The organism is Flavobacteriales bacterium (genome assembly GCA_016716605.1).
In the GTDB taxonomy this organism is placed as follows: Bacteria; Bacteroidota; Bacteroidia; order Flavobacteriales_F; family PHOS-HE28; genus PHOS-HE28.
Map to the genome: position 1 here is coordinate 2966574 of JADJWA010000001.1, position 24241 is coordinate 2990814.

Annotated in this window: 18 protein-coding genes; 8 read left to right on the top strand and 10 right to left on the bottom strand. The window is 61.5% G+C overall.

What is annotated here, in order from left to right; all coding sequences use genetic code 11:
* Positions 1–27 precede the first annotated feature (27 nt).
* Both IPM12_12025 and IPM12_12030 read left to right on the top strand, forming a co-directional pair.
* Positions 28–468: an Rrf2 family transcriptional regulator gene (locus IPM12_12025; protein ID MBK9148528.1), complete on the top strand. Its 441-nt coding sequence runs from the start codon at positions 28–30 to the stop codon at positions 466–468.
* On the top strand, positions 465–1175 hold the full coding sequence (locus tag IPM12_12030; GenBank protein MBK9148529.1) for a Crp/Fnr family transcriptional regulator: 711 nt from the start codon (positions 465–467) through the stop codon (positions 1173–1175). The genes IPM12_12025 and IPM12_12030 overlap by 4 nt, the downstream gene beginning before the upstream one ends.
* A gap of 4 nt (positions 1176–1179) precedes the next feature.
* Here the strand turns inward: IPM12_12030 and IPM12_12035 are convergent, their stop codons facing one another.
* The 5 genes from IPM12_12035 to IPM12_12055 all read right to left on the bottom strand — a co-directional run bounded on the left by IPM12_12035 (position 1180) and on the right by IPM12_12055 (position 6985).
* Positions 1180–1461, bottom strand: a complete 282-nt coding sequence (locus IPM12_12035; protein MBK9148530.1) for a YggU family protein — start codon at positions 1459–1461, stop codon at positions 1180–1182.
* Between the two features lie 16 nt (positions 1462–1477).
* The gene (locus IPM12_12040) at positions 1478–3886 is read right to left on the bottom strand and encodes a heavy metal translocating P-type ATPase (protein MBK9148531.1); all 2409 of its coding nucleotides are present in this window, start codon (positions 3884–3886) and stop codon (positions 1478–1480) included.
* A gap of 65 nt (positions 3887–3951) precedes the next feature.
* Entirely contained in the window at positions 3952–4791 is an 840-nt protein-coding gene (locus IPM12_12045) for an FkbM family methyltransferase (GenBank protein MBK9148532.1), read from the bottom strand.
* Between the two features lie 125 nt (positions 4792–4916).
* Complete coding sequence (locus IPM12_12050; GenBank protein ID MBK9148533.1) at positions 4917–5960, bottom strand: hypothetical protein; 1044 nt, start codon at positions 5958–5960, stop codon at positions 4917–4919.
* A 68-nt stretch (positions 5961–6028) separates the two neighbouring features.
* The gene (locus tag IPM12_12055) at positions 6029–6985 is read right to left on the bottom strand and encodes an SRPBCC family protein (GenBank protein ID MBK9148534.1); all 957 of its coding nucleotides are present in this window, start codon (positions 6983–6985) and stop codon (positions 6029–6031) included.
* A 164-nt stretch (positions 6986–7149) separates the two neighbouring features.
* Between IPM12_12055 and IPM12_12060 the strand changes: the two genes are divergently transcribed.
* Entirely contained in the window at positions 7150–7713 is a 564-nt protein-coding gene (locus IPM12_12060; GenBank protein ID MBK9148535.1) for a hypothetical protein, read from the top strand.
* Here IPM12_12060 and IPM12_12065 read toward each other — a convergent pair whose 3' ends face one another.
* Positions 7714–9672 (bottom strand): ExeM/NucH family extracellular endonuclease, encoded by a 1959-nt coding sequence (locus IPM12_12065; GenBank protein ID MBK9148536.1) that lies wholly within the window; start codon positions 9670–9672, stop codon positions 7714–7716.
* 142 nt (positions 9673–9814) lie between these two features.
* Here IPM12_12065 and IPM12_12070 point away from each other — a divergent pair, with 142 nt between their 5' ends.
* The gene (locus tag IPM12_12070; GenBank protein ID MBK9148537.1) at positions 9815–10147 is read left to right on the top strand and encodes a PadR family transcriptional regulator; all 333 of its coding nucleotides are present in this window, start codon (positions 9815–9817) and stop codon (positions 10145–10147) included.
* A 12-nt stretch (positions 10148–10159) separates the two neighbouring features.
* Positions 10160–11863: a PspC domain-containing protein gene (locus tag IPM12_12075; GenBank protein MBK9148538.1), complete on the top strand. Its 1704-nt coding sequence runs from the start codon at positions 10160–10162 to the stop codon at positions 11861–11863.
* An 81-nt stretch (positions 11864–11944) separates the two neighbouring features.
* Here the strand turns inward: IPM12_12075 and IPM12_12080 are convergent, their stop codons facing one another.
* On the bottom strand, positions 11945–13273 hold the full coding sequence (locus tag IPM12_12080; GenBank protein MBK9148539.1) for an Omp28-related outer membrane protein: 1329 nt from the start codon (positions 13271–13273) through the stop codon (positions 11945–11947).
* A gap of 105 nt (positions 13274–13378) precedes the next feature.
* Between IPM12_12080 and IPM12_12085 the strand changes: the two genes are divergently transcribed.
* On the top strand, positions 13379–14512 hold the full coding sequence (locus IPM12_12085; GenBank protein MBK9148540.1) for a sorbosone dehydrogenase family protein: 1134 nt from the start codon (positions 13379–13381) through the stop codon (positions 14510–14512).
* Positions 14513–14618: 106 nt separating this feature from the next.
* Here IPM12_12085 and IPM12_12090 read toward each other — a convergent pair whose 3' ends face one another.
* A complete protein-coding gene (locus tag IPM12_12090; GenBank protein ID MBK9148541.1) occupies positions 14619–15278 on the bottom strand; it encodes a phosphatase PAP2 family protein in 660 nt (219 codons plus the stop codon).
* Positions 15279–15359: 81 nt separating this feature from the next.
* On the opposite strand from IPM12_12090, the gene IPM12_12095 reads away from it, so the two are divergent.
* Positions 15360–16490, top strand: a complete 1131-nt coding sequence (locus tag IPM12_12095) for a hypothetical protein (GenBank protein MBK9148542.1) — start codon at positions 15360–15362, stop codon at positions 16488–16490.
* Positions 16491–16594: 104 nt separating this feature from the next.
* Entirely contained in the window at positions 16595–16753 is a 159-nt protein-coding gene (locus IPM12_12100; protein ID MBK9148543.1) for a hypothetical protein, read from the top strand.
* Positions 16754–16757: 4 nt separating this feature from the next.
* On the opposite strand, the gene IPM12_12105 is transcribed toward IPM12_12100, so the two are convergent.
* A complete protein-coding gene (locus IPM12_12105) occupies positions 16758–20462 on the bottom strand; it encodes a PKD domain-containing protein (GenBank protein MBK9148544.1) in 3705 nt (1234 codons plus the stop codon).
* 71 nt (positions 20463–20533) lie between these two features.
* Positions 20534–24124, bottom strand: a complete 3591-nt coding sequence (locus tag IPM12_12110; protein MBK9148545.1) for a PQQ-dependent sugar dehydrogenase — start codon at positions 24122–24124, stop codon at positions 20534–20536.
* Positions 24125–24241: the final 117 nt, after the last annotated feature.

Genomic DNA, 24241 nt, shown 5'->3' on the forward strand with positions numbered 1-24241 from the left:
GCACCGATACATTCGCGCACCTCGATCATGTTCTCGAAAGCCTGTGAGTACGCCATCCGTGGAGCTTTGCACATCGCGCGTGCCACTGCTCGCGATGAACGAGCTACGTTGAAGGAAGTCGCCAAGGGCATCGGTGCGCCGGAGGCTTTCACAGGCAAGGTGCTGCAGCAGCTGGTGCATGGCGGCCTGATTGCCTCGATGCGCGGCCCCGGCGGCGGATTCACGCTCACCGGATCGCGCGCACGGAGCCTCACCTTGGAAGCGATCGTGCGATGCATGGATGGCGATGCGGTGTTCACGCGTTGCGCGCTCGGTCTTCCGCATTGCGGTGACAGAAAGCCATGCCCGGTCCATGACCAGTTCAGTGAAGTGCGCGCCGGGTTGCAGAAGATGCTCTCGACCACTACGGTTGGGGCACTCGTGGAGCGACTCGGTGCTGAAGCAAGCGCTTTCAACATCAAAGGATGAACGAAGTCGGGATCATGGAGCCCATCAAGGTCCCGGAAACGCTTGCGGAGATGCTCCGCCAGCACTGCAGCCCGGAGTGGCAGGCCTTGCTCGCAGAGAAGACGACCTGGCAATCCTACAACGCCGGTGAGTTGATCTTCCGCGAGGGCGACCCCGCTGAAACGCTCTTCATCGTCCGTCGTGGAAGGGCCAAGGTGTTCAGCACATTCGAGCCGGGCGCGTCCCGTATCCTGCGCTTCGCGCGCGATGGTCAGGTGCTCGGCCATAGGGGCATTGGCGATGATTTCACATACACGGTCTCAGCAACGGCCTTGGTGCAAACCGTGGTGGACCGGATCCCCATGCCGCTCTTCCTCAGCACGCTGAAGGCGAATGCGTCGCTCGGCTTCCACTTCATGCTCTTCTTCGCCGAGGAACTGAGGCGCTCGGAGGACCAGAGCAAGAGCCTGCTGAATCTTGGTGTAGAGCAGCGTGTGGCCAAGGCCATCCTCGCCGCGCAGCGTTGTTTCGGTTTCGATAAGGATGAGGGCGACTTGTTGGCATTCACGCCGTCGCGTCAGGACCTCGCGGATTATGCCGGAGCCAGTTACGAGGCCACGATCAGGGCCCTCAGTGCCCTGCAGCGCAGGAAGCTCTTGAAGGCCGCAGGGCCAGAGATGCGCATCGTTGACCTGAAAGGACTGCAGGCCCTGCTGAAAAGGCCTTAAGGTTTCACCAGTCCTTTTCTGGCCTGAGCTTGGCGCCGATTACCCGCACGACCTTTCGTCTGCTCGCGTGCCCGCTCACTAATTCCACTTGCCGCTTCGGAACGCCGAACTGTTCGGCCAGGTAGGAGAGGAGGGCCTCGTTCGCCTTGCCATCAACCGGTGGTGCAGCGAGCCGGATCTTGAGCGCATCGCCGTGCGTGCCCGCTACTTCGGTGCGTTTGGCACCGGGTTGCACGTGCAAGGTGAGCGTGAAAGAGCCTGACGACTCATTGATCCAGGAGGGCATGCACGCAAGATGGTGCTTACTGGCGTGCGTTGCGCGCGGCGATCATCGTGGCCACTGTCACGAAGCCCACCACGCTCACGCTGCTCAGCGGCATCAGGATGGCGGCGAAGAGCGGGGTCATGTGGCCAGCCACCGCGATGGACACGCCAGTGATGTTGTACAGCAGGGAGATGCACAGGCTGGCGAGCACGATGCGCCGGGCGCGTCGTGTCATCCGCAAGAAATGGGGGAGCTGTTGCAGGCTGTCGGCATCCATGATCGCATCGCTGGCAGGGGTGAGGGCCGCGGTGGTCTCCGTCACAGTGACACCCACATCGGCCTGAGCCAATGCTCCGGCATCGTTGAGGCCATCGCCCACCATGAGCACGCGGCGGCCATCGCGCTGCAGTCCTTTAACTGCTTCGCTCTTCTCGTCAGGTGCGCACCGCATGCGGATGCTTCCGATCGGGAACACCTCGGCGAGGTCGGGGTCCACCTGATGGTCGCCGGTGATGAGGCCCACACGCAGCGATGCCCCCAAGCGTCTCACCGCTTCCACGATGCCCGAGCGGGCCTGCTTCCGGATGGCGAAATGCCCGCGATGCACGCCACCGAAAGAGACGTGCACATGGGCCTCGCCAGCGGAACGCACCGCTGCTTCACCGCCCGTGAAGTCCGCCGAACCGATTCGGATCGGCAGGCCAGCCACTTCGCCCATGATGCCTTGGCCAATCTGTTCCATTACCTCTGTCATCGTGCGCGGAGCGAGATGATCCTGATCGGGCTTCAACGACTTCTTCAGTTTTCCTGCTAGGACCGCGCTCAGTGGGTGCGCACTGTTCCTGGCCAGCGCTGCGATGCGTTGTTCATCCTCACGGGAGAGCTTGATGCCATGCCAATCGACCTGGTGCGCCTCACGTTCGGTGAGCGTTCCGGTCTTGTCGAAGAGCACCGCATCCACGTGGGCCATGCGCTCAACCACTTCCGCATCCCGCAGGAACAGGCCGCGCTTACCGAGCAGCCGAATGGTATGTCCGTAAGCGAAGGGCATGCTCAATGCCAGCGCGCAAGGGCAGGCCACGATAAGCACAGCTGTGACCACTGGCCAGATCATGCGGGCATCCTTGCCCCACCAATAAAGGCCCGCGCCCAGCGCGATGAGCAGCACCGCCAGTGTGAAGCGCCGCGCCACTTGATCGATCAGGCGCGGCATGGCCGGGCGTTCTTGACCACCGCTCTGCTCGGCCCATAGGCGCTTCAACCGGCTATCGGCGAAGGAGCGCAGCACTTCCAATTCAATAGCAGCGCCGCGCTGTCGGCCACCGGCCTTGATGGTGTCGCCCGCTTGTTTGCGCACAGGCAGCGGTTCGCCGGTGATGAAGCTGTTGTCGATGTGTCCGGTGCCTTCGCGCAGCACGGCATCCACGGGCACCAGTTCTTGGTCCCTTACTACGATGCGGTCGCCGGGCGCGAGGTCGGCCACGCGTGCTGGCTCCTCAGCTTCACCGCGCTTTCGCAGAACCACGAGCGGCAGGAAGTCCTCCAAAGCGCGATCGAAGCGGAGTGCTCGGTAGGTGTGGGCTTGGTACCATTTGCCGATCAGCAGGAAGAAGAGCAGTCCGGCCAGCGAGTCGAAGTAGCCAGGGCCGGCGCCAGTGATCACGTCATGGAGGCTCCTGAACCATAACGCCATGATGCCCAAGGCGATGGGCTGATCGATATTCACCTGCTTGCTGAGCAGGCCTGCCCAAGCCGCCCGGAAGTAGTCGGTGCTTAGGAAAAGGACCACAGGCACCGAGAACAGTGCCGACAGCCATTGGAAGCCGATGCGCAGGTGGGCTTCGCCATCAGCACCCAGGTATTCCGGGAAGCTGAACAGCATGGTATTGCCGAAGATGAAGCCCGCCACGCCCAGCCGGATGTATAGCATGCGCGGCACCTGGTCGGCGCGGCCGGTGTCCTTACCGGCGGTGAGCTGCGGGCCATAGCCGATCCGCCGCAAGAGCTTCACCAGCTGGGGCAGTGGCAACTTCTCCTCGCGGAACGTGATGGTGAGTTCCTTGTCGGTGAAGCTCACGCGCGACCGGATGATGCTCGGCTCAATACGATGCAGGTTCTCCAGCAACCAGATGCAGCTGCTGCAGTGCATCTGCGGGATGCGGAACCGGGCTCGGGTGATGCCCGCCTCGCTGAACTCCACGAGCTTCTCGCGCACTTCGGGCAGGGCGAAGAGCTCCAAGCGCTGCTCGTCAGCACTGGATTCCTGTTTCACGCCCGGCTGTTTCTCAAGCGCGTAGTAGTCGCAGAGCCCAGCTTCACTCAGCATGTCGAAGACCACTTCGCAGCCATGGCAGCAGAAGTCCTTGCCGTCATGCACGCTGTGCTCGTCGGCGCAAGGATCGCCGCAGTGGTAACAGGTGACTTTGGTCAGCGTCTTGGCATCCACGGATGCAAAGAGCGCGCTTCGGGCAGACAGCGTGGTTGACGGAAATCAGCTGGTTTCGTCAGTTCTCAGCGACCTCGCTCCCATATGATGTCCTCCTTGGAGGTGGGCAAGCGCTCGGGCTCAATGGCTGCAAGCTTGCCGCCGCTGCGCGCATGGTGCGGTCGGAAACCCGCATCGCGCAGCAGATTGAAGATGCTCGCGTTCAATTCCGCACGGTCCGGTCGCACCTCGGTCTCCACGAGGATGGTGTCGATGGCCTTGTCGGAGATCATTCGGTGCGCACCGCGAAGGGCAGGCAGTTCAGAATCCTCGATGTCAAGCTTGAGGAAGTCGATATGATGAATGCCATGTTGGGCGCAAAAGGCATCGACGGTGGTCACCGGCACTTTCACAGCATTGCTATCGCCTGGCCTGCCCGCTTGTTCCAATACCGCATAGCCGCGCGTGATCACACGAGGTGTGTCATAGAAGGTGAGCGTGCCCACCTGGCCGGCCAGGGCCATGGGCGCCAAGTGCCAACCGGGAATGCCGCCAGGAGGATTGTGCCGGTTCAATCGCTCGAGGCATCGGGGCGAAGGTTCAAAGGACCAGACCTGGCCACCGGGCGAAACCATGCCCAGCACCTGTGCTGCGAAGTAGCCGATGTTGCAGCCGGGATCGAACACCACCATGCCGGGTTTGAGTCGCTTGGCCAAATAGGCGAGGACGTTCTCTTCATACAGGTCATACAGCATCATCCGGTGATACTGAACGCTTCGGTCAAGCTCAACACGGATGCCGTTGATGGAACGCACCGTGACCGGATCCGCAGCCCAGCCACCCAAGGTGTTGGCCAACCGATGACGTCCGCGGACAGGAAAGGTCCGCGCCACCCATCGGATTAACGCGCGCACAAGAGCCTTCATGGCAAGGGCGGCGAAAGTAGGCGCCCAGTTGATTCTCGGTTGTCCCATTGCAGGACCCCCACGGAACTCACTTGAACAGGCGGATTCATTGAAAAACAAAACTTTACATGTTTACATAATATAAATTATGGGTCAATGAATGTCAATTCGATTTGTGGCTCAACCCCGATGCCAGCGCCGGTCGGCATCGAATAATGGCCGGTTGAACTGAATGTGATTCCTCGCCAAGGATCATTGGCCAGAAGCCATGGTCCGTCCAAGTCCATCACTTGTGCCACCGATGCCAGATGAGCCATGGCCGTACAGCCCAACGAACTCTCGCTCATGCATCCCAGCATCACACGCAGATTGAGCTGAGCAGCCCGGCTGGCCAGTTCCAGTGCATGATCCAGTCCGCCGCATTTCATGAGTTTGATGTTCACGCCTTCGAAGTCTCCTGCGAGCCTTTCCAGGTCGTGGATTCCTTGGACGGATTCATCAGCGAAAACCTCGGCGCCGGATTTCTCAGTCAGTTCACGGTTCCAGGAGTCGTTTCTGGTGCTGAATGGCTGCTCCACGCCGATCAGCCGGTTCTTGGGAATCACCTCCAAGGCCTTGCAGGCATCTTCAACCGATTGGAAGCCTTGATTACCATCGACCAGGACGATTGCGTTGCAACTTTCTATCACAGCGCTTATTCGCTTGGGAGCCAGCTGGTCGCTGGCTTTCAATTTTAGTGCGTGCGTGCACGGTAACTCGCGCAATTGATCGAGGGCGTCCTCTACCGAGCAGATGCCTATGGTGAACAGAGCAACCGGAGTCTCACCACTCGCCACGCCCAGTTGTTCGGACAATGAGCAGTGATTCTTCTTCGCGATCAGATCCGCTAAGGCCATGTGCAAGCCGGCACGCGTGGGTGCGGAGTCGCGGACGGGTTCGAGTTCATCCAGTAGGGCTACTAATTCATGAGCTCGCCAAACTCCGATTCGCGCAATCGATGCGATGCGCGAACGGACGCTCGGCACGGTCTCTTTCAGATACGGTGGCAAGGTGATCTCACCATGACCAAAGCTGCCTTCATCCTCCACGCGAATGAACAAGGCATCGGTTCCATCGCGCAGCCCATGGGCCGTACCGAAGGGCCGCTTGAAGCGCAATCGGTACGGGCAAACAGTGATGCGAAGCGGCATGGCTTGGGATACTGGTGCAAAGAACGAAGCCCGGACCTCAGCCCGGGCTTCAATTCAGAAGGCTGCGCCTACTTGACCAGATAAATGATCCGTGTGAGCCATTTGGTGCTATCCGGCTCTGTCGAAGGGCCCGTCACATATTCCTCGATCGCGTTGGTGTGGTGTGTGAGGCCATTGGCCTTGATGTACTCGTCCATGGCCATGTGCGGGCCCATCATGCCGCCGTAGCCACCGTAGTGATCAATGGCCAATGCCTTGCTGGCAGGTGATTCGTAGAGGTCGGCACCATTGAATTTGGCCTTCGAGTCCATAGGAACCGGAAAGCCAGCGATCATATCAGCTGTCTGGTCAGCCTCGTTCCATTCGAAATAAACGCCGGTGGGATAGCCAGCCGGCTCAACCTTGGCCTTGGCCAGTGCTTCCATGCCTGATCCGAAACCGGCTTCAAAAGCCGCCTTCATATCAGCCCAAGCTACAACGCCGCGTTTGCCGACGAAGAGAGTGGTCGGCCAATCGATGGTCTGGATCTCGAATTTCGGCTTCGCCGCGAATGCCTTCTCCGCCTGTGCCTTCAGCATGCTCAGGCCTTTCTCGAAGTCCTTGCCCATCATGGCGTCCATATCCATGAAACGGCTCATGAGCCTACTGGTGAAATCGTGCTGGCCGACCATGGCCCATGTGACCTTGGTGCCTGTGCCTTCGGCAGAGAGTTCAATCAACGCATCGCTCTCGCTTTGCCAAGGCTCCTTGAACGTGAGATGCGTGCGCACCAACGAGTTCCGTGCGATGGAATCGATCCGTTGCTCACCCTTGCCCACCTGCTCATTTCCTTCCCATTTCGCCACGGCCCCCACTTGGCCATCGGTGCCCTCCATTGATTTCTTCATGCTAGGGTCCAACTCGTTCCAGGGGCTCCATTTGTCAATTGCGCCCAGCGAGGCCACATGCGGCCACACGTCATCCATCGGCGCGGCAATGGTCGTGGATCGTTCGACCCGGTACCCGTCATCGCCAAGGAAACCCATGGCGCTGATCATGGCACCTATGGCCAGAACGAGGATGAGGATGATCTTGAGTGCTTTCATGCGGTTCAGGGTTTGGACCCGAAAGATGCCAACCGTAATCTGAATGCCATCACTCGGCACGGATTTTTCCAACCTTGGCGCCAACCATCCGTCACCTTCCCGCCATGAAGACCATACAGACCCTCAGCAGCCTGCTGCTCATCGCCGTCGTTGCGTTCACCTCCTGCAAGGGTGGATCGAGTCCACAGGGCACCAAGGTGAAACAGCCCTTCAGCGGGAGCAAGTACGAGAGCAACGGCACTTGGTTCCGGGGCGTGGGCCAAGGCACCAGCGTGAAGACGAACATCGCCAAGGGCAAGGCCGACATCGAGGCCAAGAACCAAGTGGCCAGCCAGGTGGGCACCAACGTGCGGGCCGTCACCGACCAATACCTCGGGCAGACCGAGAATGCGCAGGCCGCCGATGTGGCTGATAAGTTCCAGAGCCTGATTCGTGAGGTGATGAACACCGAACTGGCGGACCTGCGGAAAGTTGGAGAAGAGACCTACTTCAATGAAGAGACCAAGGAGTTCACGGTGTATGTGGCTTACGAGGTGCGCAAGGCGGCCATGTTCCGTTTCATGAAGAAGCAAGCGCGCACCGACCGAAAGGTGAGCGAGCAGGAGCTGAAGGTGATGGACGAGATCCTCGATCAGGAGATCAGGCGCGCCGAGGCCGCCGGTGAGTGATCACAGCGCGACAAAGCGCCCGGCAACGGTGCCTTCGCGCAACCACGCTCTCCAAACCAAAGGACCGGCGCCCGACCATGCCGCACTGATGCGTACCGTCCCGCTCCCATCGGCGCTCGCAATGCGCACAGTTCGGCCAAGCGCATCGAAGACCTCGATCCGCTCAAGCCCCTCCCCTTCCCAATCGGCCGATCCGCTCGTTGGATCGTAGCGGTAACGCACCGCCACCTGCCCCCCGGGTACCTCCTCCAGCCCGACCGGTATCGCTTCCACGTCGATTCCGATCAGCAGGGGGTCATGGTCGCTGCTGCGGAATGCGTTGGCTTGGTAGAAGTCCGTGTTCGAGTCGCGGTAATCGAGGTTGGGCGGCTCATCGCTGTTGATGTGCCACACGGCTGCCCCGGTGATGGCATCGGCCATGGCTGGGATCGCGAAGGCGTGGTCCAACGATCCGCTGCGGTCCGCATACCGATAGGAATATGGCTCCGGCACACCCGCAATCATGTCGATGAGCCCGCTAGCGCGCATCCGGTCAATGGGATCCTCTTGATCGTAGGCGTTGAAATCGCCCAAGATGAGCTGTCCTGGGATCCATGTGGACGCGCGCACGCCATCCCAGTGGGTGATCAGCTCATTGACCTGCGAGCGGCGCCTGGCATTGTAGCAGCCTTGGCCATCGCCCTGATCGAGGTTCGATCCGCTGGCATTGTCGCAGATCTTGCTGCGCAAGTGGGTGCCGCTGAGCAGGAAGCGCTTGCCGCTGGCATTGGATGCGAAGCCCTGCGTGAGATGCGCCCGCTCGAAGGTGGAAGTGCTCAAGGAGAAGAGCTGCGTGATGGGCGTTAGCGTCGATGTCCTGTAGAAGAAGATTGTCCGCGTGAAGGCGCCTGGGGCATCCTGGTCGATCACGGCGTAACCGCCTCCCATCGCCGTATTCAGCGCAGCGAGCAGATCATTCGATGCGGCATCGCTGTTCTGCAGCTCGCACAGCACGTAGGCATCGGCCTCCAGGCCTTGGAGAGCAGCAACGAGCTTGGTGCGCTGACGCAGCAGCTCATTCGCCGTGCTCGCGCCATTTCCGCCCAGTGAGGTGAAATAGTTCTTCACGTTCAGTGCGGCTACGCGCAGGCTGCCGCCCACCTCAGGAACGCTGGGCCGCTGCGCATGCTGCAACGGCACTGCACCGGCAGGATGAATGCGGTAGGCCCCGAAGGCGTAGTGCAATACGCCCGTGAGGCCCGTAACCGTGCCGCCGCAGCGCAATGTGCCCTGCCCCCCGATCAAGGGCGGCGGGCTGGGATAAGTGCTCGTACGGCCATCATCAAGCAGGATGGTGCCGCGGAGCTGCAGTTCAACGAGCGCATTGATCGCCCCCACGTTGCTGCTGCCAGTGGTGTTGGTGCCCGAAGCGGGATTGTCGTTCGGGTCGGTGATGTCAGAAGGCGCGTGCAGCCGCGACGGAGCCAGCACGAGTTCACCGTACTGCGCCCATGTGTCGTTGCCGTTGACCACGAGTTGCTGCGGGAAGCGCAATAGCATGCCCTCGTAGCGCTCCCAATCCGCAGCCGAGGCGACCGGAAGGTTGATTTCTGATGGCGCCACCGTGCCGGAGCCGATGACCGAGATGCCTGTGACCTGCGAGATCTCCGTGAGCCCCTGGAACTCGAGCACGGTGCCGCTCACGCTCACCCGCTGGCCTGTGCTGATCCCGGAGGTGTTCGGGCTATACACGAACAAGCCATTGCTCGTGGCGGGGTCGCTATCACAGCCGGGATCCTCCAGGAAGAGGCCTTGCACGGTTCCGCTGCCGCTGTAGATGGCCGTAACGATCCCTGTGGTGGTGACAGCCTGCCCCTGCAGCGGACTGCTCTCCCCGCTCCCTTGTATGCTGCAAATGGGCGTTTGCGCCGCCAAGCCAATGGCAACACCCATGAGCCCCCCCGATGCCAATAGCCGCATGCCGCAAAGGACGGCAAGGCAGGCAGCATCCGTGACCATTCGCCATCAACAAGCGCCGCTCATAAAGAAAGGTACCTTGTTAGGCATAGTACCAAGTTTAACACGCATCTTTGCCCCGCACTCAACCAGAAACAGCAGACCCATGAATGTCGAGAACAGCAAAGCGCAGATGCGCCGGGGCGTGCTGGAGTATTGCATCCTGAGCGTGCTCGCGCAGGGCGAACTGTACCCGTCCGATATTATTCAGCAGCTCAAGGATGCCCGCCTGATCGTGGTCGAAGGCACCTTGTATCCGCTTCTTTCCCGCCTGAAGGACGGAGGCTTCCTCACCTATCGCTGGGAAGAGAGCCGTAGCGGTCCGCCGCGCAAGTACTACAAGCTCACCGCCAGCGGGGAACGCTTCCTCAGTGAACTCGACCAGACCTGGGAAGAGCTCGCGCAGGCCGTGAAGAAGACCACCCGCAAGAACCGATAGCCACTCACCACCATGAAAAAGACAGTCACAGCGAACGTCAGCGGCGCCGTCTTCCACATTGAGGAAGATGCCTACGACCAGGTGCAGCGCTACCTCAACGGCATCAGGGCCCAGCTCGAAGGCAATGCCGGCCGCGATGAGATCATGGCCGATGTGGAAGCCCGCATCGCCGAGCTCTTCAACGAGCGCCTCGGCGGGAAGCGGCAAGTGGTCACCATCGACGATGTGCAGCACGTGATGGGCGTGATGGGCAAGCCTGAGGATTATGGCGATGGGATTGGTGAAGCCAATGGCGACGCGGCCTCCGTCAAATCAGGCGGCCGCGGCTACAAGCGCTTTTTCCGCGATCCCGATGATAAATGGGTGGGCGGTGTCATTGGTGGCCTTGCGGCCTACATCGGCATGGACCCGATCTGGCTGCGCATCATCATGATCATCTTCATCCTGCTCGGGAAGGGAACACCGATCCTGCTGTACGTGCTCCTGTGGATCCTGGTGCCCAAGGCCGAGACGGCAGCGGATCGCTTGCGCATGGGTGGCGAGCCGGTCACTGTTGATAACCTGAAGCGCGCATTTGAGGAGGGCGGCAAGAAGGTGGCTTCCGATGTGAACGACATGGGACGCAAGTGGAGCCGTGAATCGAAAGGCCGGGCGGCTGAAGCGGCCAGCGTGATCACGAAGCTGATCGGTGCGGGCATCATTGTGTTCGCATTCAGCCTGCTCTTGGGATTGGTGAGCGGGCTGGTCGGCGGCGCATTCGGCCTCTGGCAGGCCACTTGGGGCAGCGATGACCTGGGACTGATCGACCTCGGCGCGCTCGTATTCGCCACGCGCGAGCATGCTACTTGGATGCTCATCGGGGCCTTGCTCATCTGCTTCATCCCCATCACGGCCATCCTCCTCGCCGGCTTTCATCTGCTCTTGGGCACACGCACCCCCGCCTGGCTATCCTGGTCGTTGGCCCTGCTCTGGATCGGCGCACTTGTCCCGGTGATCATCACCAGCCTTTCGCTGGCGCGAGAATTCCAGCGGAATGAGAAAGTCCGCGAGGCTGTTGAGCTGGTCATGCCCTCGGACGGCCTCCTGTACCTGGATGCTTTGCCCAGCGACTCAGATGCCAGTGACCCACGCTTCCTTATCGATGCCGATGACAACGACTTCACGTGCCAAGGCCTGCGCATCGAAGGTGACAGCATCACCTTGGATTGGGCTCGCATCGATGTCGAACAGAGCCCGGACAGCCTCTACCACTTGGTGATCGTGCGCGAGGCGAGCGGGCGCAATTCAAAGCAGGCCTCCGCAACGGCTGCAGGTATCCGCACCGGTTACCGGCAGGAAGGCGATGTGCTGCACGTCTCTCCGCTGCTGCGCTTCCACAAGGACGACAAGTTCCGCATTCAGCGGGCGCGCTTCACCCTGCTGGTGCCCGTGGGCAAGGGCGTATTCTTCCGGGCAGGCGCGAAGCGCGTGATCCATGACGTGGATAACGTGACGGATACCCGTGACGGCAGGATGGTCGGTAAAGGCTGGCGCATGACGCATAAGGGCCTTGAGGAAGGTCTCCCGGATCAAGCAACGTCACCTGGCGACCAGGCTCCGGCGGAACCGAGGAACGAGGAACCAGGCAGCAGGAACAATAGCGAAGCCGTGATCACCGCATCGAGCGCTCCGCTCCGGCTCCCATCGCTGCTCGGTTTGCTACGGCTGCCTTTGTGAAGCATCCGCGCGGTTGGCGAGGGGTTGCTTCGCCGCGCTGGGCGCCCTGCCACTCCGGTGGTGGGGCGCATTCGCTCCCGATCATTCGATCAGCAGAGCCTGCGTGCCTACCCGATCACGGGCCACGATGCGCAACAGGTAATTGCCGGGCGCGCAGTCCAGCGGTAACGAAAGCGCAGCACGATCGGATGATCGCACCACATGCTCCTCTCTGATCACACGCCCATCGGAGCCGATCAGCTGCACATGCGCTTCGCTGATGCCTTCTGCGAAATCGATGTTGGCTGCCTCCTGCGCTGGGTTCGGCCAGGCCCTGAAGAATCCCGAGGTGCCGGGCGTCTCCGGTACATTCACCAGCGTGAGGTCGCCATCCGTCACATTCACCGTCCAACTCGTGCCATTGCGCTTCTCGGTGACCATGGCGATCACGCGCAGGTTGGCGGCATTCCATTGCTCCGGCACCGTGAAGGTGTATTGATGGCTATAGGTGCTGCCCGCGGATGTGGTGGCCGGGACCACTCCCGCCGTCCCCGCGGCGCCACCGAGCACCTCGCGCACCACTTGTTGATGCACGTATGGGCTGCCTCCCGCGACCTGCACACCGCTGATGTTGTCCTCGAGGATGTACGCATTGACCACGAATGTCCCCGTTTGCACAGCCGCGAAGGTCGTGGCCACATCAACGGTCAGGTTCCGGGTCCACGCATTGAAGCCTGACGATACGCTCACGCTCGCCGGCGAAACGCCTTGCTTGCGAAGCTCGGCGCGAGTGCCCCATTGATCGTAGGCAGCATCATCGCCCAAGGTGCCGAACTCCTCCTGCTCCATGACGCCCGACGGGGAATAATTCGCGCTGAATTGCTGCCAGTAGGCCGTGCTGCTCGCGCTGCTGTACTCATCGCCGTTGTGGTGCTTGGCCACCACGATGAGCGGGTCGTCGTTGAGCGTGTTGGTGGCCTCATTGGGCAAGGGGCAGAATTGGCACCAGGTGCCGGTGTATTGCTCAATGAGCACGCTCTTCGTGGCCCAGGCGCTGAGCACATCCACAGTGAAGTACAGGGTATCGTTGCTGTGGTTCGTGTCACCGACGCCCACCACCCAGACCTTCAGGGTGCCGCCGCTGGCCGTAGCCGTGAAGCTCGTTGGGTGCGTGTAGGGCCAGTATTGGCCGGGCAGGATCCCCGTGGTGCTCTGCGTATTGCCCACCTGGATGGGGCCGTTGTTGAAGCGCCAATCGACGCGGAAGGTGATCAGGGGAACCGTGCTCGATGCATTCCGCACGCGCGCGGCAATCGGCCAGGGCTCATTCACCTTCCAGTAACGCGGTACGAAGGAGGTGTTCAGGTAGGCATCCTGGGCAAGGCTCAAGGCCGCGCTGAGCAGGTGGACGAGGATGAATAGCAAACGCATGGTTCGGGATTGCGCGCACAAAGTAACCTGCGGGTGCGCGCTGGTAACTTGCGCAGCGAAGCCCCTCGGCGCCCATCAGCCGTCCGCTGTTGAATTCCAAGCCCGATGAAGATCTCCGTGCGCCGGTTCGCCTTGATTCTCTGCACGAGCCTGCTCCTCAACGGGTCCATCTGCATTCCGGGCATTCGCGGCGGGCCGCCGCAGCTGGAAGGCATCACGCTTCCGCCCGGCTTCAGCATCACGGTCTTCGCCGATGGGGTGAAGAACGCCAGGGCCCTATGCTGGGGCGACCGCGGGACCCTCTTCGTCGGCAGCCGCAGCGCAGGCGTGGTGCATGCCTTGCGCGACACCAACCTCGATGGACGGGCCGATGAGCAGTACATCGTGGCCGAGGGATTGAATATGCCCGTAGGCGTGGCCTTCCGCGAGGGCGCCTTGTACGTGAGTGCAATCGATCGCATCCTGAGGCTCGACAGCATCGAAGACCGTTTGCTGGATCCACCGGCACCCATAGCGATCACCCAGACCTTCCCCAAGGACACCCACCACGGCTGGAAATTCATCGCCTTCGGACCGGACGGCAAGCTCTATGTGCCGGTGGGCGCGCCGTGCAACAATTGCCTGAAGGATGATAGCCTGTATGCCTCGATCACGCGAATCGACCCGGATGGCAGTGGCCGCGAGATCGTGGCGCATGGGGTGCGAAACACGGTGGGCTTCGACTGGCACCCCTCTACCGGTGAGCTCTGGTTCACCGACAACGGTCGTGATTGGCTCGGCGATGACTCCCCCGACTGCGAACTCAACCGACTCGGGACCGTGGGCGCGCATTTCGGATTCCCATTCTGCCACGCGGGTTCGGTGAGCGATCCCGAATTCGGCGACCGCCGTGCATGCGACGCCTTCATGCCGCCGGCCGCCAAGCTCGGCGCGCATGTGGCGCCCTTGGGCATGCGCTTCTACACCGGGTCGATGTTCCCGGAGAAGTACCGCAACGCCATCTTCATCGCGGAGCATGGCAGTTGGAACCGGAGCACGCCTGTGGGCTACCGCTTGGTCGCGGCATTCCCACAGCCGGATGGCAGCGCCACACATGAGGTATTCGCCGAAGGCTGGCTCAAGGGCTCGCGTGCTTGGGGCCGCCCGGTTGATGTGCTCGTGGCGCCGGATGGCGCGCTGCTCGTGAGCGACGATGGAGCAGACATGATCTACCGGATCGGCTACGCCCCACCGAAGTGAGGGAGTAGGCTGTGACCGATTGCGCAGGCTTGCGTCTTCATGCCCGACCGCCGTTGGAAGGGAGAGTCCAGCGGCCATGGTCCAGAAGGCGCTTCGGCGCCTTCTGTCATTTCCTCTCGGCACGGAATGGGCGCCGCCGGAGCCATTCCGCACGTGACCATGTGCTGCGATGGAGCAGGTGGTAAACGGCGAACGCCACCGAGGCACCGATCGCCGAGCCGGCGGATACGTCCTGCAGCCAATGCTGCGAGAGGTAGATCCGCGCGAAGCCGAGCAGCGCGGCGACCGCTACGAGCAACACAGCAGCCTTAGGTCGCGCGATGATCACGGCAAGCGCGAAGCACATGCTGAAGGCCGCCGTAGTGTGCCCGCTGGGGAAGCTGTTGTGGGCGTGCAGGTCGATCCCTTCGACCCAAGGCATGCCAGCGAGTTGGTCCCGGAACTGGCTCGGCCGGTCGAATCCGCTGAAAGGGCCGTGCTTCAGGGCCTGCGCCACCAGTGCGCTCAGGCCGCAACTCAACCCCATGAGCAGGAAGGAGCGCCAATTGCCGATGAAGAACAGAACCAGCGCGATGCCCGTGGGCACCAGCCCATCAGCCAGGTGCGTGAACAGAGCGAAGAAACGGTCGAGCGCCGGCGGATGCCAGGCGTTCATGGCCCTATGCAGTTCAAGCTTATCTACCGCAGTAGCGAATCCAGCACCTATCGCGAATAGCAATGACCATAGCGTCATGAACACCTGTACCGTTCGTTTCTCATCGGCCATGGCGGCGAAGCTAGATGGCGAGGGACAGTATGTTCGTGCCACCCTTCCTGCATGCAGAGGAATCCACAACGATCAATTCAGTTGGCTGCGCTCCTGATCGCTGCGATCAATGCGACCGGACAAGGCTTCGTGAACACCTATGGCGGCAGCGGGGCTGAAGATGCGCTGGGCGCGGCGGTGGGCAGCAATGGATTCATGGTGGCCACGCGCCGCTTCGTGAGCGATGGAATCGGCCACCAGTCCGCCATGCTCTCGATCAGCGCATCGGGCACCGAGCAGTCTTGGCTTCCCATCGGCATCGATGGGCGCAGTTTCACGCAAGCCGTTGCGGAGGGTCCGGGAGGCGCGGTCTTCGTTGCAGGCAGTTCCTTCGCCCCGGGCCGCAGCGATCACGATGGATTCGTGGTGAAGCTCGATGCGGACGGCGACGTGCTCTGGCAAACGAGGCCCAGCCTTCCTGGCGACGAGCAATTCTTCACGGTTCATGCGCTCCCGGATGGCGGCTGCATCGCTGCAGGCGTGCAGCAGTCAGGTGACGGGCACGACGCCTGGGTCACGCGTTTCAATGCATTCGGGCTCGTGCAGTGGAATCAAGCCATCGCTGACTTCTCCGATGTAGAGGCCCATGCGATCACCGTGCAAGGCGGCGATGTGATGCTCACCGGCCGTCAGCTCAATTTCGGCGGCACCAGCGATGCGTGGATCGCGCGGCTCGGTCTGGACGGCAACGTGATCTGGACCAGCTCCTGGGGCGGTGTGCGCAATGAGGTGGGTCGTGCCATTGCTGCTATCGGCCCGGGCGCGTTCGTCCTGGCGGGCAGCACCAATAGCGATGTTCCCCTGGATTTGAGTGAGGGCCGCTACAAGGAGCACCTTTACCTGGTGGCCTTCGACCTCAACGGCGATTCTCTCTTTACCCGTGCCGTGGGCGATACGCTTTTCGACCGTCGTGCCCACGGAATGGCAGTGGCACCCAATGGCGACCTGTTGATCTGCGGTGAACGGTCCAGCAGCCTTGGCATGAGCGATGCCTATGCGCTTCGGCTTTCATCCACGGGTGATCCTATCTGGGAGCGCAGCTGGGACCTAGGCAAAGAGGATCGCCTGCTGGACGTGCGCGCATTGCCCGATGGATTCATCAGTGCCGGTTGGTCAAGCACGGAGCTCTCGAGGCAGGCCCTGCTCCTCAGGCGCGATCCCAACGGCTTCTGATCAACAATCGATCGTTGGCCGGTGAGGGGCCGAATACCCTGATCGGGGTATGGTCCGCGGCTTTCCTGTGGAAGAGCTTTGAGCGCAGTAAACCAGCTAGCACCATGACCACCAGCAAGCGATTCGCCTTGCGCACCAAGGATCATAGCGATGAACGCGTGCTCGATGCCCGCGTCAAGGCCGTGCTCAATGCCCTGCATGCTGAACCGCGCGGCCGTGCGCTCGAAGCGTACTTGCGTGCCACGGGGCGCATGAAACGCTGAGCGATCAGGGCAACTGCTCGGTGCGCACCAATGTGGGCACGTTGCCCCCGATGTTCACCAGGATCGGGTCTCGATCGTTCCCGGCTCCGATGTAGCGCACCATGCCATCCATGGTCACGTCGGCCAAGTGATAGCCCATCACCGTGTTGTTGGGGTTGCTGCCGCCGATCAGCGTGAGGATCGGGTCGCGGTCGTTGAACTCACCTGTGTAGGCCAGGCGCGTATCACGGTACACGTTCCCGCACCACAGTCCAGATTTGCCATTGATGAATGCCGTGCGCGCGTCGGTGCCCCAAGCGGCCGTGCTGCCCAAGGTGAAATCCGCTCCGGCTACATGAGCGCCCAATGCCACGCTGCCCTGGCTCATCACGCCCAGGTGATTGCGGTGGCGCACAGCAATGAAGTAATCATCCGCAGGCACGTTGAAGATCAATCGGGCATAGCCATCGACGCCCACGATGTCGCCATCGCGCTCGAGCAGCGCGCTGCGCGTGGCCAGCACCTGCGAAGGATTGTTCTTGTTGCGCAGTTCCACGCGCACCCAATCCACCACAGCATTCTTGCCGGTTTGCGCCAAGCGTCCTACGGTGGTGGCCTCCCCCCCTCCGCCCACCTGCGGGAAGGCCAGGCCTTGGTAGGGCTCAGCGATCGGTACCAGGGCCAGGGCGCGCAGGTCGTCTCGCATCAGCCCGGTCGCTGCGTCGTACGGACCTTGCAGGTTCACGCGCAGCTTCACGCTGGGCTGACAGTTCTGCCACCTTACCAGCGCGCTTCCCGGAACGATGGTGCGGGTGCTGTTGCTCGGCGTCTGCCATCGCACAGCGAAGTGATCGCCGCCGCTGCCTTCCTTGTGCAGCAGTTCCACATAATAGTATCGCCCGGCCACCATCGCGATCGAGGTGCTGGTCTGGGTGGTGTACTTGGTGTACTCTGTCTCATTGGTCCACCCGGGCACATTGCAGATCGCCTGCATGTATTGGGGCTCGGCGTTCGGGCTCAGGTAAAGCGCACTGGCATCGTCGCTGGTGAGCGTGAAGGTGTAATTGCCGGTTTGCGGCGCCACGATCCAACCGCGTACGCGCGTGCCGTAGTTGTTAGTGAAGTTGGTTGGGCCCTGGAACTGCGTGATGTTTGAGCTTCCACTCGGGTTGTTCGGGTAATTCGGGGTGTTGATCAGATCGCCCACGCTGCTCCCGGAGATGCCCGACCAGAATTCGCGCAGCAGGCTGCCTGCTGGCCCGGGGCATTGCGGCGGCATGTGGTCGAGCACCGCGATCGTCTTGACCGCGGTGCCGGTCAATCCATCATTATCGGTCACGGTGAGCGTGACCAGATGATCGCCTGTGTCGGTGAAGCTCTTCGAGGGCGTGGGGCTGTTGCTGATGGTGCCGTCGCCAAAGTCCCAATGGAATGCGGTGATCTGTCCCGGGTCATAGCTCTGTGTGCCATCGAAAGTCACCGCTAATGGACCTTCTCCGAAGCTGGTATTGGCCAGGATGATCGCTGTTGGAGCGATCGCATAGCAGCGTGGGTGGATCTCGCGTTGGACGGTGGTGCTCAACCCGCCGTCATCTGTCACCGTGAGGCTAACCGAATAATAGAAGGTCTCGCCATCGCAGCCCACGCCGCTGATCACGGTGCTGCTGCTCACGTTATTGTCGAACGGCTCAGGGTGCGTGTGCGTATTGTGATGCAAGGTGGTGCGCCAAGCGTAGGTGAGCTGCGCAGGGCCATGCTCTGTGTCGGTGACGTCCGCTTGCAGCTGGAACGTGGTGTCAACCCCCAAGGGATAGAATGCCGGCACGGGTATGCTGGAGATGTCCACGGCGGGCGGAGTGTTGTTCACGCTCACCAGTAGCTGGGTGCTGGCGCTCTGACCGATGTTGTCCGATACGGTAAGGGTCACCGTGTATGAGGTGGGCACGCCCGGAGGGGCGCTGAACACCCTGGTTGGATCGGCCTGCGTGCTGGTGGGCCCGCCGTCACCGAAGTTCCAGAGGTAGGTGAGGGCGCCGTTCTCGGGATCGGAGCTGCCGTTGCCATCGAAGTTCACGGTGAGAGGTCCTGGACCGTACTGCACGCTCTGCGTAGCTACGGCAACCGGTGGCAGATTCACGGCCAGGGTGTAGCAGATGCGGCGCAGTTCGTTGGTGTTGTACTTCATGTACCATACACAGCCGTCGGGCCCGGCACCGATCCACACCACGGCTCCCAGGCCTGTTGCGAAATCGTGCACGCTTACCGGCTGGTTCTGCTCATTGAACATGAATCGCCGGATCCAACCGCTGGCATAATCGCCGTGGAACGTGCTGTTCTGGTAGCCCGCCGGCATGTTCTCCCCTGCCATCCACGGACCGCCCACCGCACAATTTCCGCCGAACTGCGGGCCGGATACGGGTGAGCCGGACGCACCCAGGTTGTAGGTCACCGCCGAATTTCCGCTGAAGCCACCGCATCGGCTCTGATTGCCGTGCAGCCAATCAACCACCGGACGCGAATGGAAGTGCTTCGGGATGGCGTTGGGGATCTGAACCGACAGGTCGCATGGGTTGGGATGCCCGTTGAGGTGGATCGGGGTATCCTGCTTGAGCAGATCCTGGAAGCGCAGGTACGGGATGGTGCAGCTCACGCCATCGTACAGCGGGTTGGGCACATCGAGGTTCGCGGTAAGCGCATTGGTATAGCCGTTATGCGGCGTCAATCCTTCGAACAAGGGCCAGCCGAAGTTCATTCCGCCCTCATAGCATACGTTGAGGTCCTCCCACGTGCTCCACTGCACATCGCCGATGTAGATCACGCCCGGGTTCCCATCGGCCGGGTTCGTGCTTCCGCTATTCGGCTTGATGGTAGCGCGGTACGGATTGCGCAATCCAAGGCCGAAGGTGCGCGATTGCGGTGAACCCGGCGCAGCGGGGTTGTACCACGGGTTGCTCGGTATTCCATCGCCAGTGGCCGGGTCAATGCGGATCAATTTGCCATTGAGGCTTCCCAGCATCTGCGAGCGCATGGCACCTACATTCTCGGCAGGGCGGATGATGCCGTCGGCGAGCGCCTGCGCCCAATATGTGTCGCTGCTGCTGCCCACGTCCACCACGTTGTAGCTGGCGCCGTCGCCCATGGTGGCAAGCAAGGTCCCATCAGAGCCGAACATGAGCGAACCGGTGCTGTGCGATTCATGCAGCAGCGGAACCCCGGTGAAGCGCGTTTCACCCACCAGCACATTCCGGCTCGAGTAGTTCACCGTATTGAAGCTGGGGCCGATGGCTGTCCATCGCGTGATGCGCATGATGGTGGCCGCATAGTACTCGTTCGTATTCGGGTTGTAGCTGCCCGTGCCGTGGTTCATCAAGTGGTGGCGGTCCACTGCATACATGCCATAGACATGGCCGTTGGTCAGGAAGTTCGGATCGAGCGCGAATCCCAGAAAACCGTGATCCCGCCAATCGCCTACCTCTTCGCTGATGTTCAGCAACGGGTTGGGCAGCCGCACGCCATTCTCCACGATCCACACCTGGCCGCGCTTCTCCCACACGTATAAGCGCCCGTTCGCATCCCATGTCGCGCCAACGGGAGAGACCCAGCCGCCCATCACAAGCGCATCGCTGAAGTTGGGCGGATAGGTCTGCGCCTTGAGCATGCCTGACCAGCCGAGCACAGTGATCAGCAGGCCGATGAAGGCGCAGCAACGGGGTCCGGAAAAGACATTCATGATGCGACAGGTTACCGAATGATGCCGACGAAACTACCCGTACGCCAGACCAAAGTCAAATTCAAAGGCGACTAAGGCAGTTGCTGCTGCCGGACGGCCGTGGGCACGCTTCCACCGATGTTCACCAGGATGGGGTCCCGGTCGTTATCAACGCCCGTGTACTTCACCACGCCGCTGAGGTTCACATCCTCCAGGCGGTATCCCGCCAGCGTGGCTGACGGGATGGTTCCGCCTACTGCCACCAAGATGGGGTCGCGGTCGTTGCCAGCGCCCACATAGCGCAACCAGCCGTCGCGATTAACATCCCCGGACCAAAGGGCCATCCGGCCATTGGCTAATGTGGCCAGGGCTTGGCTGCCCCACACAGGCGTGGTGCTCAGTGTGAGGTCGAGCACGGCTTCATTCGCATCGAGCCTCAATGGCGCAGCCGACATCGCCGCCAGATGGTTGCGATGTCGGATGGCCACGTAGTATTCCTCGTTCGCCACATTGAAGTTCAGGCGCACATAGCCATCAACGCCCGTCACATCGCCATCGCGCTCGATCAATGCTGCACGCGATGCCATGATCTGCGAGGGGTTGTTCCTGTTACGCAGCTCCACCACCACCCAATCAACGATCGCATTCGGGCCGGTGACTGATAGCTTGGGAGGCGAAATGGCCTCGGAACCGCCGCCGCCGGCGAAGGCATAGCCCAGCGCAGAGTAAGGTTGCGCCAGCGGGATGAGGCCGGCCGCTCGCAAGTCATCACGCATCAGGTTAGTAGCGGCGTGGTGCGCACCCTGCAGGTTGGCGCGCAATCGAAGGCCCGGCGGGCAATCGGCATACTGTACCAGGACGCTTCCCGGAACGATCATGCGCGCGCTGTTCGCCGGAGTCTGCCAGTACAGGGCGAAATGATCATTGCTCGAGCCTTCCTTATGCAGGAGCTCCACGTAGTAATAGGCGCCAGCGATGAGCTGCACGGGAGCGCTCACCTGCGTCACGTATTTGTCGTATTCCGCCGCGAGCGTATTGCCCGGCACCGAGCAGATCAGCTGCTTGTGCAGTGCTTCGGCATTCGGGCTCAAGTACACAGCACTAGCATCATCACTGGTGACCGTGAAAGTGTATTCTCCGGTCAGAGGTGCCACCAGGTAGCCGCGCACGCGCGTGCCATAGTTGTTGGCGATGTTCGTGGGGCCCTGGAAGCTGGCGATCACATTGCTGCTCGAAGGGTTGTCCGGGTAATTCGGATGGCCGGTGAGGTCGGGGATGCTGGTTCCTCCGATGCTGTTCCACTGCTGCCGGGTAAGACCACCAGCCGCGCCTGCGCATTGCGGCGCTATCAAGGTGAGCGCGCTGATGGTGCGCGTAACGATGCCGTTAAGGCCGTCGTTATCGGTTACCCGCAGCGTGACAACCCGATCACCTGGATCGGTGAAGGTTTTGGAGGGCGCGGGTGAATTGCTGGTGGTGCCATCGCCGAAATCCCATTCGTAGCTCACAATGGTGCCCGGGTCATAGGAACCGGTGCCGTCGAACTGAACCGCGAACGGGGCAAGGCCTGCAAGCGCAGAGGCTTGAATGATGGCCACGGGCGCTACGGCATGGCACCGTGGGTAGAGCTGCATGCTCGCCGTGCCGGACAGGCCATGCGCATCGGTCACGCGCAGGTCCACGCGATAGGCATACGTTTCACCATCGCAGCCCTCCCCTGAAGTCACCATGATTCCGCTCACGAACGAATTGATCGGGCCTGGGTGCTCGTGGTTGCCGTGCACCAAGGTGGTATGCCAGGCATACGCGAGCTGCGCGGGGCCGTGCTGAGCATCAGTCACGTTGGCGATCAATTGGAAGGTCGTATCGGTCCCGACCGGATAGAAGGCCCCATTGTTGAAACCAGTGATGGACACGTTGGGCGGCGTGTTGTTCACGCTCACGATCAACTGCTTCGATGCTTGCTGACCGATGTTATCGGTTACGGTGAGCGTTACGATGAACATGGCCGGTTGACCAATCGGCGCGGTGAAGGTCCGGTTGGGGTTCGGGAGGCTGGAGGTGCTGCCGCCATCACCGAAGTTCCATAGATACGTGAGCGGACCGCCTTCAGGGTCCGAGCTGCCATTGCCCACGAAGCTCACGGAGAGCGGGCCCGGCCCGTACTGAACGCTTTGAGTGGCCACGGCCACCGGCGGCAGGTTCACCGTGGTTGTGTTGCAGATCCGGCGAAGCTCAGCGCCGGTGCCGTACTTCAGATAGTACAGGCAGCCATCAGGCCCCTGCCCCATCCAACTGATCATGCCCAGGCCGCTGGCGAAATCGTGAACGCTCTGCACCTTGCCTTGCGCGTCGTAAACGAATCGGCGGATCCAGCCCAAGGCGTAGTCGGCATGGAAGGCGCTGTTCTGGTATTGCGCTGGGAAGCCGCTCCACGTGCGCCAAGGGCCGGCAACGGGCGCGTTGCCGCCAAAGCGCGGTCCGAGCACCGGAGATTGAGGGTCATCCAAGTCGAAGGTGGTGGCGTCATTCCCACTGAAGGCGCCGCATCGCGAGCGGTTGCCGTGCTGCCAATCGATGCTGGGTCGGCTGTGGAAGAATCTCGGGATGTAGTTCGGAATCTGTTGGCCCGCATCACACGGGTTCGGATGGCCGTTCACGTGAACGGGGGTATCCTCCTTCAGCAGATCCTTGAACCTGAAATAGCGCTGCGTGCAGCTCGCGCCATTGTACAGAGGGTTCTCGGCATCGAGGTTCTCCGTGTTCACATCTGGATAACCGGCTGGGGTGCTGAAGCCCTCGAAGAGCGGCCAGCCGAAATTCTGGCCCGCTTCGGTGCAAACGTTCATCTCCTCCCAAGTGTACCAACCCACATCGCCGATGAATAGCGTGCCCACATCGCCTACCGACGGATTGCTGCTTCCCGTGCCCGGCTTGTGCGTCATGCGGAACGGATTGCGAAGGCCCATTGCCCAAACCCGGGAACGCGGAGCACGGGGCTGCGCGGGATCGTAGAATGGGTTGCTTGGCACGCCGTCGCCGGTGTTGGGGTCCATGCGCAGCACCTTGCCGCTGAAGGAATTGATGAGCTGGGCGCGGAAGGCCCCTACGTTCTCGGCAGGTGTGATGATTCCATCGTTCAGCCCCTGTGCGTAGTAGCTCTCGGTGGCGCTGCCCACATCGGCGCTGGCGGCGCTGGCCGCCTCGCCGATCGTCGCGATCAATGTGCCATCAGGCGCAAAGAGCAGCGAGCCCACACCGTGCGTGTTGTACAGGATGGGCGCTCCAGTGGTGATGGACTCGCCCAATAGGATGGCACGGCTGTTCAGGTCGGTGCTCGTGAAGCTCGGGCCTATGGCCGTGTATCGCGTGATGCGGCCAATCGTGGCCGAACCGAAGTCATTCACGAATGGCCCGTAGTCCGGCGTGCCGTGGTACAACAGGTGATGCCGATCCACCACGTACATCACATAGAACCTTCCGTTGCTGAGGAAATTTGGATCAAGGGCGAAGCCGAGCATGCCATGGTCGGCCCAGTTGCCCACTTCCTGCGTGATGTCGAGCAGCGGCGTTGGTAGACGGGTGCCATTCTCCACGATCCATACCCGGCCTGCCTTCTCCCACACGTACATGCGCCCATTGGCGTCCCAGGTGGCACCCACCGGACTAAACCAGCCATCCATCACCAGCGACGAAACGAAGCCTGGAGCCAAGCTTTGGGCGTGCAACTCTGGCCGGCTGCATGCCATTGCCAAGCTTGCCGCTAGAATGAGCTTGAGACCGGATCGCATGAGGATGTC

Bases quoted from the DNA above. Each gene is read 5' to 3' on its own strand.
- IPM12_12025 (MBK9148528.1), top strand. From the start codon at position 28: ATGTTCTCGAAAGCCTGTGAGTACGCCATCCGTGGAGCTTTGCACATC.
- IPM12_12030 (MBK9148529.1), top strand. From the start codon at position 465: ATGAACGAAGTCGGGATCATGGAGCCCATCAAGGTCCCGGAAACGCTT.
- IPM12_12035 (MBK9148530.1), bottom strand. From the start codon at position 1,461: ATGCCCTCCTGGATCAATGAGTCGTCAGGCTCTTTCACGCTCACCTTG.
- IPM12_12045 (MBK9148532.1), bottom strand. From the start codon at position 4,791: ATGAAGGCTCTTGTGCGCGCGTTAATCCGATGGGTGGCGCGGACCTTT.
- IPM12_12050 (MBK9148533.1), bottom strand. From the start codon at position 5,960: ATGCCGCTTCGCATCACTGTTTGCCCGTACCGATTGCGCTTCAAGCGG.
- IPM12_12055 (MBK9148534.1), bottom strand. From the start codon at position 6,985: ATGGGTTTCCTTGGCGATGACGGGTACCGGGTCGAACGATCCACGACC.
- IPM12_12060 (MBK9148535.1), top strand. From the start codon at position 7,150: ATGAAGACCATACAGACCCTCAGCAGCCTGCTGCTCATCGCCGTCGTT.
- IPM12_12065 (MBK9148536.1), bottom strand. From the start codon at position 9,672: ATGCGGCTATTGGCATCGGGGGGGCTCATGGGTGTTGCCATTGGCTTG.
- IPM12_12070 (MBK9148537.1), top strand. From the start codon at position 9,815: ATGAATGTCGAGAACAGCAAAGCGCAGATGCGCCGGGGCGTGCTGGAG.
- IPM12_12075 (MBK9148538.1), top strand. From the start codon at position 10,160: ATGAAAAAGACAGTCACAGCGAACGTCAGCGGCGCCGTCTTCCACATT.
- IPM12_12080 (MBK9148539.1), bottom strand. From the start codon at position 13,273: ATGCGTTTGCTATTCATCCTCGTCCACCTGCTCAGCGCGGCCTTGAGC.
- IPM12_12085 (MBK9148540.1), top strand. From the start codon at position 13,379: ATGAAGATCTCCGTGCGCCGGTTCGCCTTGATTCTCTGCACGAGCCTG.
- IPM12_12090 (MBK9148541.1), bottom strand. From the start codon at position 15,278: ATGGCCGATGAGAAACGAACGGTACAGGTGTTCATGACGCTATGGTCA.
- IPM12_12100 (MBK9148543.1), top strand. From the start codon at position 16,595: ATGACCACCAGCAAGCGATTCGCCTTGCGCACCAAGGATCATAGCGAT.
- IPM12_12105 (MBK9148544.1), bottom strand. From the start codon at position 20,462: ATGAATGTCTTTTCCGGACCCCGTTGCTGCGCCTTCATCGGCCTGCTG.
- IPM12_12110 (MBK9148545.1), bottom strand. From the start codon at position 24,124: ATGGATGGCTGGTTTAGTCCGGTGGGTGCCACCTGGGACGCCAATGGG.